This is a genomic window from Flavobacterium sp. W22_SRS_FP1 (genome assembly GCF_052113685.1).
Taxonomy (GTDB): Bacteria; Bacteroidota; Bacteroidia; order Flavobacteriales; family Flavobacteriaceae; genus Flavobacterium.
Genome location: NZ_JBGQOE010000004.1, coordinates 88,711 through 106,216 on the forward strand (window position 1 = coordinate 88,711; position 17,506 = coordinate 106,216).

Below are 17,506 nucleotides of genomic sequence, written 5' to 3' on the forward strand. Positions count from 1 at the left end.
TTAATCAATATTCAAATATTCTTGAATATTAATACCCTCGGGTAATCTACCTACGTTTTGAAGTTTTAACACCGCTAATTTTTGGGCAATTGTAATTGTTTCTTCTAAGTTTTTATTTAACAGTTGGGCATATAAAAAACCAGTCCAAAATGCATCTCCTGCACCAGTCGTATCTTTTATTTCATCAACAAGCATAGCTTTCTGATGAAACATTCCGTGTTCTAAACTTGACAAAACAACACCGTCTTTACCCTTTGTTAGACATATTGTTGATGCCCCTAGACCATGAAAATATTCAAAAATAAAATCTTCAGTTTTTGCCTCCGCAAAAAGTCTGTAACAGTCGTCTTCACTAAGCTTAACAAATGGATCCGTCGATAAGTATTCTTTTAGCACCGCTTTAGCCTCTTCTCTATCAGGCCAAATCCTTTCAGAAAAATTAATATCTATACTTGTTTGTAACCCTAGGGCCTTTGCTTTTTTAGCGCTCGCCAATATAGTAGTTCTAGCCGGATTTTTGCTCAAGGCAAAACAGGTGGTATGAAAAATTTTAGCATTCTCTAGCAACTCTTGCGGAATTTGACTTTGCTCAATTTGACAATCCGCTTCTCTATAGGCTATAAAATCAGGCGTACTTGTTGATTTCGAGACTAATATTATAGAAGTGGGTTCGTTTTCTGATTTCCGCACATAAGAAGTTATGACATCGTTAGCATTCAATTTTCGCACTATGTAGTCTCCCAAACCGTCCTGACCACAAGTGGCAACCAATAACGATTTCAATCCTAATCGTGCCGCATTTACAGCTACATTTGTAGGCGAGCCGCCCAGAAAACGGTGGTAATCTTTTGTTCTGGTTATCGAAGTATTTACTTCATGCCCTATAAAATCAATTAGCACTTCTCCTGCGCAAATAATATCTATTGTTTTCCCCACTTTATACTAAAAATTTAAAGTTAATATTAATACTTTGATGCAACATTATCGCAGCTGCCGCGCTCCAAGTGCAAAAAGCTACACCATTTGGCTGCTTCGTTTGGCTGTTGAAGTTTTCATAGAAACTATAATTCTCTATTGCATTTGCAGCATTTATTGCTTCCAAAACTTCAGACGCCTCTTGTTTTTTTTCTTTAGACAACAATCCCAATCCATAAAACCCGTTAACCATAGACCAACTGCCTCCGTTATGAAATTCATTCGGATAATTACGGAATTCGTATTTGCAATTGTTTTTAAGCAAGTTCCAGTCAATGTCAGATTTTTCTATTGGCGGCCAAAATGCCGGTAATAAATGTAATGCCATTTTGTTTTTAAGTACAATTGAATATTCTAAAATGCTTTTTTGAAATTCCTCTGAACCAATGTTCAAATACAAAGCTAATGAATTGGCAAAAGCATCGAACTGAGTTTTATAGCCTGCTGGTGAAAAAGAGCAAGGCATAAAATCCTTGATCTTTATTTCATTATAAGCTCTTTCATGGTACTTTTCACCAACAGCGTTCGGAGTAAAATTAATTTCAATTTGCTTACTAATTTCTGAGATTTTACTTGAAATAGTCAAGTCATCCGCAAAATGATTGTAGCTTTTCAATGCCCAAATCCGAAGTAGTTGATCATATAAAACATAACCATCTGTAACGTACTCATCAGCCCAGTTTCCTGATAGTGGCACATACAAAAGACCTTTGTTGTTAAATTCCCAAGCTTCCAAAAGCAGTAGACATTTCTTAACATTCTCCTCATACTTTTTCACAAAAGAGGAATCCTTCTTATAAAAAGCATATTGACAAATACCTATAATAAACCAAGTAACGGAATCTACTCTGCCCGCCAATCCTCCATAACTAACTTCATCAATATCTCCGTTAGTCATTACATTAGACGGGATAGTTCCGTTGTGATGTTGATTAACTGCTAATGTGTCCAGCGTTTTATGGAAAGTTTCAATCAGCTCTGCATCACCAGACGCTAAAGCAGCCAATCCGCAGATGATCCCATCACGAGCCCACACCCTTTTATAATTTGATACATCTTGAGCACTGGCCAAAAAACCCTCAGTCGAGGATGCCTTTTGTAGTAATTCAATCGCCTTCTTATAATTCAAATCATTCACTTACTTGTTCTTTCTTGGTATTAATAAGTAAGGTACATCCTGCACTAATAAGCAATAATACCCCAGCAAAACTAATCGCTAATCTAGGGTCATTGTTCAAAAAGTTTTTGAGTATATAACCAAATGTGATGGTTTGAATAAACATAGGAATAACAATCATCATATTGATTATACCCATATAAACCCCATAACGTTCTTTTGGAATGTTATTGATAACCATTAAATAAGGAATACCCATCATACTTGCCCATCCAATTCCAAAACCAGTTATAGCCGGAAATAACAAATATTTATTTTCAATATGTGGGAAGACTAAAAAACCGACCGCTGCTAAGATTAAACAAGTAAAGTGCACCATCTTTGGCGAATATTTTCTCGCAAAATAAACCAATCCGAAAGCACATAAAAAAGTTACTATATTATACCAGCCGTTAACTAAACCTGTCCAACTAACGGCTTCACCATATAGTTTCATATCCTTTTGAGGTGTCGTATTCCAGACTGATAGCGCAATACTTTTTGATGAGTTCTGCCAATAACAAAACAAGGCATACCACTGAAATAAATAAACCAATGATAGTTGCCACATCACTTTTGGCATCTCTTTAATTGCGGAAAATATATCAGTAAATGGCGTAAAGACTCCTAGTGGCTCCTCTTTTATTTTTCGTAATTCTTCTTCAGTAGGAGGTATTTCTTTGGTAGTATGGGAACTCCACCAAACAGATCCTATAGAACAAACAGCCCCGAGGAAAAAGGACGCAAAAACCCAAGTTGGTAATTTACCAGTTGTACCAACAAAAACTAACGGAAAAAGAAATAGTGAAATATTAGCCAAAGTTTGCCCAAAACCAGTAAAAAAACTTTGAGCCTGAAACCCTGTCGCTTGTTGAGCCGGTTCTAATGTATCCGCAATGAACGCTCTATAAGGCTCCATCGCGGTATTATTTCCCGCATCTAATACCCAAAGTAGGCCTGCGGCCATCCATAGCGAACTACTGAAAGGGAAAAGGAACAAAGCGATACTACATAAAATTGCTCCAATAAAAAAATAAGGTTTTCGTCGGCCACCAAATTTTGGCAACCACGTTTTATCACTCATTGCACCAATAATGGGCTGTATCAATAATCCAGTTAATGGCCCGGCAAGATTAAGTATGGGCAACTGGTCAGGACTAGCACCTAGAAAATCATAAATCGGATTAACCGCACTTTGTTGTAAACCAAAACTATACTGAATACCAAAAAAACCAACATTCATATTGATAATTTGCCAAAAACTTAACTTTAATTTCATCGAATTTCTTTATATTTTTTAAATATAATTGTAAAATCGTAAAGTAATTAAGTTATAAAAACAAAAACGTTTTCGGAAGGACCGAAAACGTTTTCGAAATAAATAATTTAATTCGTAATTTTTTATTTATTTATTTGCGTAAGGTATAATTATTTCTGTTTTCCACTCTAATTCATTACCACCAAGAAAGGGATTATCTAAAAAATGCTCTAAAGGTTTAGTATCCAATTTTACATCATTTTTTTTAGCATAATCGAGTAATGTAAACCAAGCTCTGTCAGATGTTCTAAAATTACCAAAATAAGTCGCCTGTATTCCCTTCATTGCAGGTATGGTTTTGAACTTAACATTAGCATCGGGCACATATTTGGTGTTCTTAGCTATCGGGAAACAATAATTAAAACTAACCATCTCTTTATCCTGATCCCAATTAGTAACCTCTAAATAAGGGCGGAACCCTATTATCTTTATCTTATTTTTATCTAAATAACCAACAATTATTGGGTCATACGTAATCATAGACTGCGCTTTCTCTTGCATAACACTTTTTATAGAAACATAGGCTACATATATTTCTTCAGTAGATGCTTCTCCATCTATCCTAATTTTAAACTCGTTAACATGATCTTCCAGTCCAGATTTAAAAGATTTTATTTTTTCTATTTGATCTGTTTTAAATTTAGAAGGGAAAAAGGGTAAAGCCGTTATCTTATTGTAAAATGAATTATTTAAATCTTTTATCCCTACGGTTATATTTGTCATTGAATCGTTTAATGCATTCATCTCCCAAATGTATTCCATTTTTACATTTCCTTTTTTCATTTGATGCTTGATGAAATCATAATTTCTTTTTTCTAAAACAGTATAAATTTCATTTTGGTCTTTGGATTGACTCGCTGTCCATTCTGCTATTCCTTGAGAAATAGTTCCCGAAGCTGCATTAGCCTTAAAACTAATGCTATAATCTGATTGTTTTAATAAAAAATACCAGCCCAGAAAAGAAACAAAAATGACAACTAACAACCACTTTAACTTATTATTCATTTTATAATTTTATTTGTTTTTAAAAAATTTAATTTTACCATTAATATGTGTCCCTATCTCTGCTCCTTGAACAATTCCGTTTTCTATTGCAGCTCTATAATGGATTCCGCCATAAAATCGACTCATTGCTGCTTCTTTTGCAGCCTCTTTAAAGGATTTAAAACTTCTATTTGGTAATCCAAAAGGCAATTCTGAATTATCAACGAATGCGAAATTATCCCCAAAAACAGAGGTTAATACTGAAGCGGCCACGGTTGAAACCACAGAATGCCCACTTGTGTATTCAGGAAACGGAGGTGTCTGTAAAGTTGGCTTCCAGTTTTCATCTATATGTTGATTGATTACCGTTTCAGGTCTAATAACATTACTTCTGTATTTTTCATCCCAACAACTAATGAACGCATCAAACATACCAATTGATGCTTTGGTATAAGCAAATACTGTCTTACTAAAATCGGCTTTAGACTTAACGCATGCGATTTTCGTTATTCCCATCCAATGCGCTCCTGGAGTAATTTTCTTTTTAGCAAACATCATATGACCTTGATTAACAGAAACATAAGGGTTACAATCCCAAAATTGCGCCATTTTTATCTCGTTACAACCATCACCAAGTTTTTCGATCTTGCGGCCAATGTTATATACTTCCATAACTTGCTTAAAGAAATTTGAATTTTTATCCAGAGAAAACTCAAAAGCAGGAATTGGTTTAAATTGAGAAGCTGAATCTAAAACTAGAGTTCTAATTTCACTCCAATGCGGCTCAATGGCATCCATATAAGCAGGAGGTGTTGGCTGCCATCTTCCTGGCTGATCAGCAAAAACAGAAAACTTAGACATTGTACGGGTTTGCTTGTAATTATCTTTATCTATCCATTTGCCAATTCTTTCCGCCACTTTAAGTCCATATTCTTTAGATACTTCAAATTCTTCTTCGTTCTCATTACTCCATTTATCATATAAACTATCCCTAAATTTCTCTACTAATTCTTCGGAAAAAACAAGTTTTTTACTCACTTCCATATGTGCAATCAAAGCAGCCAAAGGCTGATTTACAACACTTTTAGGATCTAAAGAAGGAATAGAGTCTAAACCGTTTAATTGATGTTGTAAACTGATATACGTTTTGCTGTTTTGAGCCATTATTTCATAAGCAGCAATATTTGGATATACAAAAATTCTACTCGCAACGGGTGGTGAAAAAATATCATGAATCATTATTTCAGTTACATTTTCGATAGAAGCATGATACTCCTCAGTCGTCACCACAATATGCCCTTCTTTTTTACAAGATACAACTAGCATTAATATTGTAGCTAAAAGATAAATTCTAAATTTCATTTTTATTGATTTAATTTTTAATGGTCACTTTGATTTAATTTTTTGCCATTGGCAGTTCATAAACTTCTGCTTTTTTATTATTTACAGTTACTAATAAATATTTTTTACTATTGAAAGTTATTATGTCAAGATGCCGCACCGCTTTTTGACTTAAGTCAATTCCAACTTGATTTCCAAGATAAATTGTTTTTTCATCTTTTATCAATGCCCCAGAAAACCCATCAAATCTACTATGATATGGAGTAACGCCAAAGTAATTCCCTGCAGCAAAAACAGATTCATTGGTCCCATCAAATTTCGATTTAACGAAACAGTTAATCGGACTAACTTGCAATTTATTAGAAAATGGTACAAAGACGAATTTTCCATTGTCATTTCTAAGATAACCAGACTTTAAATTATGCACCTCATATAATTTAGCTTTTGCCAAGATTTTTGGGTCAAAAACTTCTTCCAATGTTTTTCCAGCAAACGACTCATAAGTATTAAATTTCTTTTTTAGCATACCACTAAATTCTTCTGATAATTCATCTAGACCCATTGTGGTGTAGTATTTTCCGCTTTTTTCAATAGCTACGATCGTTTCAAAAGACCAGTTGCTGTCAAAATCATCATAATACATTTTCATAGGAAACTCATTCGAAGCTTTAAATTTTGAGTTCATTCCCCAGTTTCCCACTAAATAATCCTCATCACCATCATGATCAATATCAAAAGATTGAATTGATTGCCACAGGCCATTTAGTTTAGCTGGCAAAACAACTGTAGTTACATCTTGAAATTTACCGTTTTTGTTAGCATAAAATGTAGGCTTCATCCATTCACCAACTAAAATTAAATCTGGTTTTCCATCTTTATTAAAATCAGTTACTACAGCATCTGTAACCATGCCTGTTTTTGCAAATACTTTATTTTCAACGATAGTGAATACCCCTTTATTATTGTTTAACAAATAGCAATCAGGACTAGATCCGAAAATATTATTTTTAGAATTATTTCCAATAAAAAGGTCTAAATCTCCATCATTATCATAATCAAAGGTTTTTACGATAGCAGCATTTTCAGTTAATAATGGAAAAGCAGCTTTAATTAATTGGTTGTTTTTGTTAAGATACAATCGAGAATCTAAATTAGCGGGGTTTTCGCCACTACCTGATGCAACAAATAAATCATTGGCTTTATCATTATTAAAATCTCCAATTACTGCTGATGCATCTTCATAAATAGAATCACTTTCAATTCCCGTTGCTAATTTTCTAGTAAATCCTGATGCGTTTTGAAGATAGATAGCAGCTTTTTTTCCTTTGGCACCTCCAAAAAATATATCTTCTTTACCATCTCCATTTAAATCACCTATCGCTGTTGCAGGACCGCGATCAGAGTGCTGGTAAGGAATTAGTTTTTGCGCTAAAAAATCAGCATAATCATTTTCTTGATGCGTAAAATTGATTCCTAAATTATCCTCAACCTTTTTAAAAACAGGCTTAAATGACGGGTGTAATTTTTTATAATCAAATACTTTTCTATTCGAATCAGGTTTGATTGTTAGCGTTTGATTTGTTATTACATTCTTTAATGTTTGCGCCGTTCTATCAGGCCAAATTACAACTAACGAGTCAATTTTACTTCTATTTCCGTAACCAAAATGAATTATTGGTTCTGGGGAAGATTGAAATCCTCGGGTAGTTTGCAATTCTTTAATTTGCATTTTGCCTTTTGTGTATGAAATTACTTTTGTACCAACTCCAAATACATTTTTTCCTCCAAATCGAAGTTTTAGTTTTAGATAATTAGATTTCTCATTGGTTTGATTGATGTAGATTGAAGCAGGGCTATTTAAATTATTTGTTACAACATCTAAATCGCCGTCATTATCTAAATCTCCATAAGCACTTCCATTAGAGATTATGGAATCATTTTCAATCCAATTTCCTGATTTATTATTAAAGATCAAGTCTTTCGATCCCTGAAAAACATAATTAGTCACCTTGCCATTTGGCATCTTTCGTAAAGCTTCTTTATCTAATAATTTCGTAGAATTGATTTTAGTTTTTACTTGATCATTCGAAAGGTATTTGACATAATCTAAATCATTTGGACGTTTTGGAATTCCGTTACACACAAATATATCTTGTTCTCCATCTTGATCAAAATCTGCGAACAATGCACTCCAACTCCAATCTGTTGCTGCAACTCCGCTCAACAAAGCCGTCTCGGTGAAATTGTTCCCGGCTTGATTTATTTGCAACATATTTCTCGTGTACTGATAATGATAGCCTAATTTTTCTGTCCTAACTTTCATCATTTGAACATTATCATCTCCCAGAGAAGATTTTAGGACTTTTTCACTTTCAGGAAGCATATCTAAAGACATAATATCCGGAAAACCATCATGATTTACATCAGCAACATCAATACCCATAGAGAATCTACCTGTGTGCCCAAAATAAGTTTTCAAACTCTCTGTAAAAGTACCATCGCCATTATTCAAATAGTAATAATCATCCTCATGAAAATCATTTCCTACATAAATATCAGGATAACCATCTAAGTTAAAATCCGATATTGCAAGACCTAAACCATATCCATTGGCTCCACCAAAAATTCCAGCACTTTCACTTACATCTACAAACTTTCCGTTATCATTTCGAAATAATTTATCCCCAGATTCATAACTTCTTTTATTTCTAGTATCAGCATTCCCATAAGATTGTTCAGAATGTACTGCATGATTTAACAAGTACATATCTAAATCCCCATCTAAATCATAATCAAAAAAAGCAGCCGAGGAACTATAATTATCCAAGTCTAATCCATATTGAGCGGCGCTTTCGGTAAACGTGCTGTTCTTATTATTGATATACAATTCATTGTGACCTTCAAAGCCATTGATTCCTACAACAGCACAAACGTAAATATCTAAATAGCCATCTCCATTGACATCGGCCATAATAGACCCTGTCTTCCAATCACTTTGACCTTCGACGCCAGCTTTTATAGTAATATCTTCAAATTTATTTTCCCCTTGATTAAGGTATAATTTATTTTCCCCTTGATTTGATGTGAAATATATATCAACTAAACCATCATTATTTATATCACCTAAAGCGACTCCACCACCATTATAATAATAGAGATAATCTAAAATGGATATTTTTTTTGAATCTAATAATTGATTTTTGAAGGTGATATTGCTTTTATTCTCATCCAATTTTTCAAACAACAAATCTTGTTTCTTTGAACAACTAGCAAATAGCAATATGATCAGTAAACTTCTATACAAATTATTCATTAATTTTAAATATTTTAGGTTTTGCATCATTAATTACTGCGATAATTGAAGTACCGTTTTTCTTGGTCTGTATTTTCTGAATGTGCATTACTTCTCCTTTAATAAAGAATCCTGATTTAGCATAAGAGGTCCAGGTGTAAGTACCGTTTTTACTACCTAACAATACACTTCCGTGATTTGAGTCTAATCTTCCAAATTGTGGTTTAAATTCATATTGATTTCCACCAAGTATAATATCTAAGATCCCGTCCTTATTTATGTCTAAGGTAGCAATCGAATTTACACTTGAAAATTGCACTTCTTTTGGCAATGCTTTTACTTCAAATTTTCCGTTACCTTTATTAATAGCAAGCACACTTTCTTGAATGTTTGCGGTCTTTTGAATCGAATTGTTGGTTATCTCTTTTGAAAATAATTCTTGAAAAGATTTTTTTGAATAATCTGCATAGCTCAAATTATTCTTTTTTATCATCGGAATTTGTTTCGCTAATTCGGATTTTAATTGAATTGGCATATCTTTTCCATTAATTGTTCGAGTTGTAATTTGTTCGATAGTGCCATTTCTATCAAAATCATTGACAAACATTTTCATAGGATTTGTAACAGTTGCTTTATAAGCAGTATTAGTTCCTTTGTTACCAAGAATCAAGTCCTTTTTCCCATCATTGTTCAAATCAACACAACTAACCGCATTCCAAAAACCAGAATAATTAGTTAAATTAGATTTAAATTCAGCAAGACGACGCCCAGTATTTTTGAATATACTTGGAGCCATCCAATCTCCTACAACAATTAAATCTTTTTTTCCATCATTATCTATATCTTCCCAAACTGCATCAGTAATCATTCCCACTTCATCTAGTTTGAATGCTTTTTTCTCTGTAATATTTGTAAAGTTTCCTTTGCCATCATTCTCCAATAACAATTGTTTTGGAATAATTCCATAAACCCCAGGAACACTTCTGCTTCCAATGAAAACGTCCATATCACCATCATTGTCAAAGTCAGATATTGCTATAACCGATACGTTATTATTGGTTGTTGGAATAACAGATTTACTTTTAATAAAGACTCCTTTTCCGTTATTTAAATATAGTCTGTTTTTATAATTTGCCTGATCCTCTTTTTCATTTCCACCAGAACCTACTAATAAATCAATATCTCCATCATTATCGGCATCAAAAAAGCTGGCTGCCGTATCTTCAAAATTAGCATCTGAATTTAAGTCCGACTGGCTTGTAACTATATAATCATCATTGCCCTTACTTAAATATATTTTTCCAGCAGCACCTTTAGCTCCCCCTATAAAAACATCCTCATTCCCATCTCCATTAATATCGGCAACGGCTAAGCATGGTCCTTCTTGCGAAAGCATCTTTGAAATCAGTCCTTCATAATCAAAATCAATATAGTCATTTTCCTTATGCGTTATAAAATTTGATGCTTTTTCAACCAATAGCGGCTTAGATTTATTAATCGTAGGTAAATAATCAAACTTCGCATCAACAATATTTAAAGTAAGTGTTGTATTATTCGCAATCTTCTTAATCGTTTGAAACTTTCCATTGGGCCAGATCACTTGCAAAGAATCTATTTTTTTAGTTCCAATTCCAAATGTCATCACATAATCTATAGAAGACTGAAAGCCTCTTGACGGAATTAATTCTTGGCGTATAATTTCATTACCAGAAAACAACTCCACCACGCTTCCTACACCAAATTTGTTTTGGCCTTCTCCTTTCAATTTCACTTTTATAAAATGGTTGTTTTTGTTTTTCTCTGAATTATTCCTGTAAATAAAGGACTTCATATTAACGTTATTCACTACTAAATCTAAATCACCATCATTATCTAAATCACCATAAGCAGCTCCATTAGAAAAACTTGGCGTATCTAAACCCCATTTTACAGCATTGTTGTTAAAACTAAGGTTCTGATTATTTTTAAAAGCATAATTAGAAATAGGAGTGCTCGGCATTTTTGCGATAATAGTTTCAATATCTTCTTTCTTTCCTGTCACTACCATTTTTTGCAAAAAATCATTGGCAAAAAAGTCCATAAAATCTTGATTTGTTAAATCATGATAAATACCATTAGAAACATAAATATCTTTATACCCATCATTATCCATATCAAACAGCAAGGCTCCCCAACTCCAGTCAGTTTTAGCAACTCCTGCAAAATTTGCTACTTCAACAAATTTATTATTACCATCGTTAATCTGTAAAGAATTAGCCATATATTGAGTAAAGAAATCTAGGTTCAATTTCCTTGTCAATAAATCATAATTATCAAAATTAGTTGTTGTTTTTAGGCGTTCATCGCCTTCTGGCAGCATATCAGTGGTAAAAACATCCGCTTTACCATCATTATTAATGTCTGCCATATCTGCTCCCATTGAAGATTGACTAATATGGGTAGCCCAATCCTGAATTTTCTCACTGAAAGTCCCATTTTTATTATTAATATATAAATAATCTCTTTCATAAAAATCATTTGAAATATAGATATCTGGATACAAATCACCATTAACATCTCCTACAGTTACGCCTAAACCAAAACCAATTAAACTACTAAAAACACCAGCAGATTGACTAACATCAACAAATTTCCCATTGTCATTTCGCATTAACCTATCTCCACCTCCTTTAAGGATTTCTGCAACATCCCAATCTTTATCTCTTAAATCTCTCTTATTAGAATAATTTAAGGTCCCAACTGGAATAAAGCTATTATTCAAAATATAACAGTCTAAATCCCCATCCTTGTCATAGTCAAAAAAAGCTGCATGAGTTGTAATTCCAGTATCAGCAAGATTATATTCAGCGGCTTTCTCTGTAAAAGTAGCATTACCATTATTGATATAGAGCTGACTTTTTCTTATGGCGTCAATATTACTTCCTGCATCACATACATAAATATCAAGCAAACCATCACCATTTATATCCACCATAACCACGCCAGTTGACCATGCTTTTGTACCTTCAATACCGGATTTCTTAGAAATATCTTCAAATTTAAAATCGCCCTTATTTAGGTATAATTTATTACTCCCTTGATTTGAAGTAAAAAAGACATCAGCCAAACCATCATTATTAATATCCCCAATAGCTACGCCTCCACCATTATAAAAGTTACGGTACTTAAAAATATTCATATTCTCTCCATTTTTTACTCCATTTTCGAAGTCAATACCGGTTTCAGTAGACTCTAATTTAGTAAACAAGGCTTCCGAATTTTCTTTAGAACAACTTGCTAAAATTACAAATAGAAATAAACAAACAATATGTTTCAACATCTTAAAAATGAATTAATTTGAATAAATATAAAGCGGCAATTTATGTTTTTTTAGGTTTATAAAAAAATATAAAAGCGCCTAAAACATTGCCAAATCGTTAAATAAAACAAAAAAAAGAGCTCCGTAAGAAGCTCTAAAATTCTAAAAAAGTAAAAGGGTGATAAATCACCCTTTTACAACTAACTCAAAACATAATTACCATTGAAATATTTTTAATTATACCCAGGATTTTGTTTTACATTAGGATTTAATAAAGCTGATGTTGGTACTGGTAACAATACTCTATATGCATCCGTATTTGTCATTGTAGCTCTAGCAGTAGTATAGGTTCCAAAACGAATCATGTCATTTCTTCTCCAGCCTTCTTCCCATAATTCTGTTGCTCTAGCGTGATCGATGTCACTGATCGTTGACAAATTAATCGGTGTAGTTATACCTTGACGGTCTTGTAACAAAGCAGCTATACTGGCAACATCCGTTGAACTCGACCCACCTCTCACGATTGCTTCAGCTTTCATCAATAAAGCATCTGCATAACGAAATAATACATAATCATTTTCTGGTCTATCCAAGTTAGCTGCATCTGGTATGTATTTCTGAGGACGAATTCCCCATCTTTCTAACCAGTTGCTAGATGTAATTAATCCGCTTGCCGGTAATCCTGCAGGATCGCTTTGAAAATCCAAAGGTAACGAACCATTTTGAGCTCTAGTAGTTAAAGCAACAACACCACCTTTATCATATTGTTGTCCGATACGCATACCCAATGGACTTCCAAAAGTATTTATTATAGCAGGATCGTCATTTAAAATACGTCTGTCTGTAGGGTCAAACTTATCATAATATTCTTGCAATACAGAAAATCCATTCCATCCGCTAGGGATCTGATTGTAATGGTTACCCATATACCATCTTGTATTTATTCCACCCATAGCAACACCAACAATGTTTTTTGCGGTAAAAATTAATTCAGCTGAAGTGTTATTGGCTGGTTTAAAGTTATCCCAATAATCAGGAGCTAAAGTAGTCGCTGCAGAAATAGCGTCAACATGCTCGATCACTTTATTCATATTACCTACATTATTGGCATTAAAACCAGTATGAGTCGGAGAATCAAATACTGCCTTATTTAAATAAATTTTAGCTAACAGAAAGTGAGCAGCATCTTTACTTGCAACTGACGGATCAGATGCCGTTTTAGCGGGTAAATTTGGCAATGCTTCTTCTAACAACATAATAATTTCAGCGGTAGCCGTAGGAGAATCCCAAACTTTAGGAAAATCGTCCGGAGAGCTACCTGCTTCTCTGTAAGGAACTTGTCCGTACAAATCAATTGCATTGTAGTAATAATACGCTTTCAAAAATTGCGCTGCTGCTTTTTTGTCCGCAGGAATCCCTTGGATAGCTAATGCTAAGTCACAATTATAAACACTTGATAGCATTTGCCTCCAAGCTGTATTTACTTCTCTACTGTTTGCATCCCATGTATGAAAGTGATCTTGCAACCAAGCTCCACCATCACCCCAGTCACCAGCACGTGTGGGTACAATTACGAAATCTGTAGTAACTTCCTGTACTGCAAATATACCGTCCTGTGGTTGAAATTGACGCAAACCATTGTAGGCTGATGTCAATACTGCATCTGGATCTGCATTTGAAATTGCAGTCGCATCGATAATTTGCTCATCTAAATTAGTACAACTAACACCTAGAGCCAATGCCCCTGCAAAGATGCCGTACTTTATAAAATTATTATTTTTCATTTTTTCTTTAATTAAAATGTTACGTTAAGACCTACTGAAAAAGCTCTCGATCTAGGATAAGATAAATAATCTACCCCTGCAGAAGGAATACCATTTAAAGTTTTGTTGGTATCAACTTCAGGATCAAATCCTGAATAATTTGTAAGAACAAATAAGTTAGCACCATTTACATACAAACGAGCTGATTTCATTTTGAAACGCTCTAAAACATCACCTCTAAAAGTGTAACCTAGTGTCAAATTACCCATTCTAATAAAATCTCCTTTTTCAAGATATTTTGTTGATGGTGTATTTGCATCCTGATCGCTTTGAGCAGAATTAATTACATCCGGCGTTGTATTTTTTCCACCTAATTGTTGTCTAAAGAATAGAGCATTGTTGGTGTTGTTGTACAAATAGTGACCAAAAGCTCCGTAAAATGAAGTAGAAAAATCAAAGTCCTTGTAATTCAAACTAGTAGAAAAACCTGCGTTAATCTTCGGTAATGGTTGTTTGTCCAACATCTTTGGAGCGGATGAATCTCCTTCGTATAGCGATTTCCCATCTGCATCATATCCCGTAAAAGTTGGAAGATAATACGCATACAATGGATATCCATCTTGAATTCTTTGTACAAATGAATCAGTTAAACCTGCTCCGTGAATTGCACCTGCATTGTAAATGTTAGCTTCACCAAGACCTTTTATTTCATTTGTCAAGAAGGCCATGTTTCCAGAAATCTCCCAAATTAAATCATTAGATTCAATCAATTTATAATTTAAAGAAAATTCAACACCCTCATTGATAAGATCAGCTGGCAAATTAGTGTATTTAATCCCTTGAGGAGATGGCTGCCCTGAAGCTGAAGGAATCCCAACAATTAAATCAGTAGTGCTTTTGTTGAAATAATCAAGAGACCCTGATAATTTGTTTTTTAGTAATGTAAAGTCAGCACCTACTCCATAAGAAGTTGAAGTTTCCCAAGTTAACTGTGAATTTGCATTGTTTACTATATTAAATTGGTCCGGTCCATTGTATTCAATAGTACCTACAGAAGAGTTTCTCGGAAATTCAGTATTACCAGTTTTACCAATATTTGTTCTTATTTTCAAGTCATTTACTAATCCTTCTTTTTGTTCTAATACTTTATAAGCTAAACCAAGTGAAGGGAAATTTCCGTATTTGTTTCCATCTGAAGACTTAGATGATCCATCACGTCTTACTGTTAAATCTACATTTAATTTGTCATACAATCCCAATGAGACTCTTGCAAAAACAGATTGCAACTCAACTAATCCTTTGTAAGAACCAGTTCTAGTTTCTGTAGGTATTCCACCTTCCATATTATCTAACAAATTAGATTGTGAAGCAGCAAAACCTTTAGCTGAAACAAAGTTACCATTAGATCTGTAATTATAGAAAGAGTATCCAGCTATAGCATTCAAATTAATATCTTTAGTAATATCTTTTGTGAATGTTAAATTATGCTCAATAGTTTTGTTAACTCTTTGATCATTAGAAACAGTAGCTTGACCTCTATAAATTTTTAAATCCGCAGGATTTGTAGCTGTTGCAAAATCTTGAATATTTAAATCTGGAGTAGCCTGTTGTTTTACTGAAGAATTTGAAGTCTCCATACCAACAACTAAATTATATTTTAAATTGTTCGTCAATTGTACAGTAGCTGTAATACTTCCTAATAATTTTGATAAATCACCATTGTTAGTAAATGAATTTAATAAATGAACGGGATTAAGGTAATCTCCACTTACTCTTGTAAAACCTCCTGGTTGAGTTGCATCGTAAGGAGAACGAGTTGGATTCCACCATAAACCTGCACTTAATAAGTTACCTATGTATCCAGTATCATTGGTAATCAAACCCCTTTTATCTTTGATATTAGAGTAAGCAAGACGCGTTTCTAATTTTACTTTACCGTCAAAGAAATCATTTGAGTTGTAAAAACTCGCAGTAACTTTATCTAAACCTGTATTTCTCACAATACCATCAGTATTAGACATACCTAAAGATACTCTAGTATTAGATTTGTCTGTACCACTAGCATAGGATAAATCATGATTCAAAGTATTTCCTGTTTGCAATACTGCTTTCTCCCAATCGAATGAGTCACCAAAGTCGTTTGCATCAAGATTTGGTGCAGATGCACGAAATTCGTCAGCAGATAAAACTTTAAATTTAGAAGCATAAGAAGAAGTGGTGTAAGAAGTAGAATAATTTAATTCCGGCTCTTTATTTTTCCCTTTCTTAGTTGTAATAATAATTACCCCATTAGCCCCTCTAGCACCATATATAGCAGTAGAAGAAGCATCCTTCAAAATAGTCATGCTTGCAATATCATTTTGATTGATAAAACTTAATGGATCTTTAGCAGTCATGGTACCTAAATTCATATTAGCTCCACCTGCAGAAACATCACCTCCGGCTAATGGTACACCATCAACAACAATAAGAGGACCGTTACCACCACGCAAAGTACCATTACCACGAATTCTAATTGAATTTGAAGCACCTGGCTCTCCACTTGAGGAAGTAATTTGAACACCTGCCACTTTACCTCTTAGAAGTTCAGCTGGGTTAACTGCGGCTACATTATCAAAATCTTTAGCTCCAATTTGATCAACTGCTCCAGTTGCATCTTTTTTCCTTACAGAACCGTAACCAATAACGACTACTTCTTTTAATTCAGCTGAGTCTTCTTTTAAGACAATTTTAACTGAAGTTTTTCCTGCTACATTTACTTCTTGAGTTTTAAGACCAATGTAACTAATAACTAAAACTGCATTAGCACCAGCGTTTCTGATGGTAAATTTTCCATCGAGATCAGTTTGGGTTGCATTTGTTGTTCCTTTAACTAATACTGAAGCCCCCGGAAGCGGACCACTGGAGTCAGATACTGTACCGGACACTTCTTGCGAATAGGCCATGCTTGTACAAAGTACCGTTAGAAACACCATCAAGCCCTTTAGTAGACTATTTTTCATACGTAATAAATAAGTTGGTTAATAATTTGTTTAAATGGTTTTGTTTAATGAATTTCAAACTTAAATAAAATTTGTGGAAATTTTGAGAAACATAACAACTATAACGTTTTCGAACCGCCGAAAACGTTTTCGATTCTAAAATTAATACTTCAAAAAATTAATATAAAAATTATATAAAGTATAATAAAAAAGCTTAAAATATTGGATATACTTACTTTATATCGTTATGCAGCGAAAAAACTTTGCGTTTTTGTCAAAAAATGATCTTCCTTAAGAAAATCGTTGAAGAATAATTATCATTTTCTTATTTTCTCTAACTATTCATCAATTCCAACACAAATCGTTTTTCTAAAATAAACTCTCGTTTGTAAAAATGA

9 protein-coding genes are annotated in these 17,506 nt (G+C 33.6%); all 9 read right to left on the reverse strand.

Going from position 1 to position 17,506, the window contains the following annotated elements; all coding sequences use genetic code 11:
• Entirely contained in the window at positions 1-936 is a 936-nt protein-coding gene (locus tag ACEN2H_RS03900; RefSeq protein ID WP_441730592.1) for a carbohydrate kinase family protein, read from the reverse strand.
• Between the two features lies 1 nt (position 937).
• Positions 938-2,113, reverse strand: a complete 1,176-nt coding sequence (locus ACEN2H_RS03905) for a fructofuranosidase/invertase (RefSeq protein ID WP_441730594.1) — start codon at positions 2,111-2,113, stop codon at positions 938-940.
• Positions 2,106-3,410, reverse strand: a complete 1,305-nt coding sequence (locus ACEN2H_RS03910; RefSeq protein ID WP_441730595.1) for an MFS transporter — start codon at positions 3,408-3,410, stop codon at positions 2,106-2,108. The genes ACEN2H_RS03905 and ACEN2H_RS03910 overlap by 8 nt, the downstream gene beginning before the upstream one ends.
• 126 nt (positions 3,411-3,536) lie before the next feature.
• Complete coding sequence (locus ACEN2H_RS03915; RefSeq protein WP_441730597.1) at positions 3,537-4,454, reverse strand: GyrI-like domain-containing protein; 918 nt, start codon at positions 4,452-4,454, stop codon at positions 3,537-3,539.
• A 9-nt stretch (positions 4,455-4,463) separates the two neighbouring features.
• Positions 4,464-5,795, reverse strand: coding sequence for a vanadium-dependent haloperoxidase (locus ACEN2H_RS03920; protein ID WP_441730599.1), 1,332 nt, complete (start codon positions 5,793-5,795; stop codon positions 4,464-4,466).
• 34 nt (positions 5,796-5,829) lie between these two features.
• Entirely contained in the window at positions 5,830-9,087 is a 3,258-nt protein-coding gene (locus tag ACEN2H_RS03925; RefSeq protein WP_441730601.1) for a VCBS repeat-containing protein, read from the reverse strand.
• The gene (locus ACEN2H_RS03930; protein ID WP_441730603.1) at positions 9,080-12,385 is read right to left on the reverse strand and encodes a VCBS repeat-containing protein; all 3,306 of its coding nucleotides are present in this window, start codon (positions 12,383-12,385) and stop codon (positions 9,080-9,082) included. Before ACEN2H_RS03930 ends, ACEN2H_RS03925 begins: the two co-directional genes overlap by 8 nt.
• A gap of 212 nt (positions 12,386-12,597) precedes the next feature.
• The gene (locus ACEN2H_RS03935) at positions 12,598-14,148 is read right to left on the reverse strand and encodes a RagB/SusD family nutrient uptake outer membrane protein (RefSeq protein ID WP_441730605.1); all 1,551 of its coding nucleotides are present in this window, start codon (positions 14,146-14,148) and stop codon (positions 12,598-12,600) included.
• 11 nt (positions 14,149-14,159) lie between these two features.
• On the reverse strand, positions 14,160-17,129 hold the full coding sequence (locus ACEN2H_RS03940) for a SusC/RagA family TonB-linked outer membrane protein (protein WP_441730607.1): 2,970 nt from the start codon (positions 17,127-17,129) through the stop codon (positions 14,160-14,162).
• Between the last annotated feature and the right edge of the window lie 377 nt (positions 17,130-17,506).

What these genes read in the sequence shown, in the direction of transcription:
- ACEN2H_RS03940 (WP_441730607.1), bottom strand. Translation starts at nt 17,129, where the DNA reads ATGAAAAATAGTCTACTAAAGGGCTTGATGGTGTTTCTAACGGTACTT.
- ACEN2H_RS03925 (WP_441730601.1), bottom strand. Translation starts at nt 9,087, where the DNA reads ATGAATAATTTGTATAGAAGTTTACTGATCATATTGCTATTTGCTAGT.
- ACEN2H_RS03935 (WP_441730605.1), bottom strand. Translation starts at nt 14,148, where the DNA reads ATGAAAAATAATAATTTTATAAAGTACGGCATCTTTGCAGGGGCATTG.
- ACEN2H_RS03915 (WP_441730597.1), bottom strand. Translation starts at nt 4,454, where the DNA reads ATGAATAATAAGTTAAAGTGGTTGTTAGTTGTCATTTTTGTTTCTTTT.
- ACEN2H_RS03930 (WP_441730603.1), bottom strand. Translation starts at nt 12,385, where the DNA reads ATGTTGAAACATATTGTTTGTTTATTTCTATTTGTAATTTTAGCAAGT.
- ACEN2H_RS03910 (WP_441730595.1), bottom strand. Translation starts at nt 3,410, where the DNA reads ATGAAATTAAAGTTAAGTTTTTGGCAAATTATCAATATGAATGTTGGT.
- ACEN2H_RS03920 (WP_441730599.1), bottom strand. Translation starts at nt 5,795, where the DNA reads ATGAAATTTAGAATTTATCTTTTAGCTACAATATTAATGCTAGTTGTA.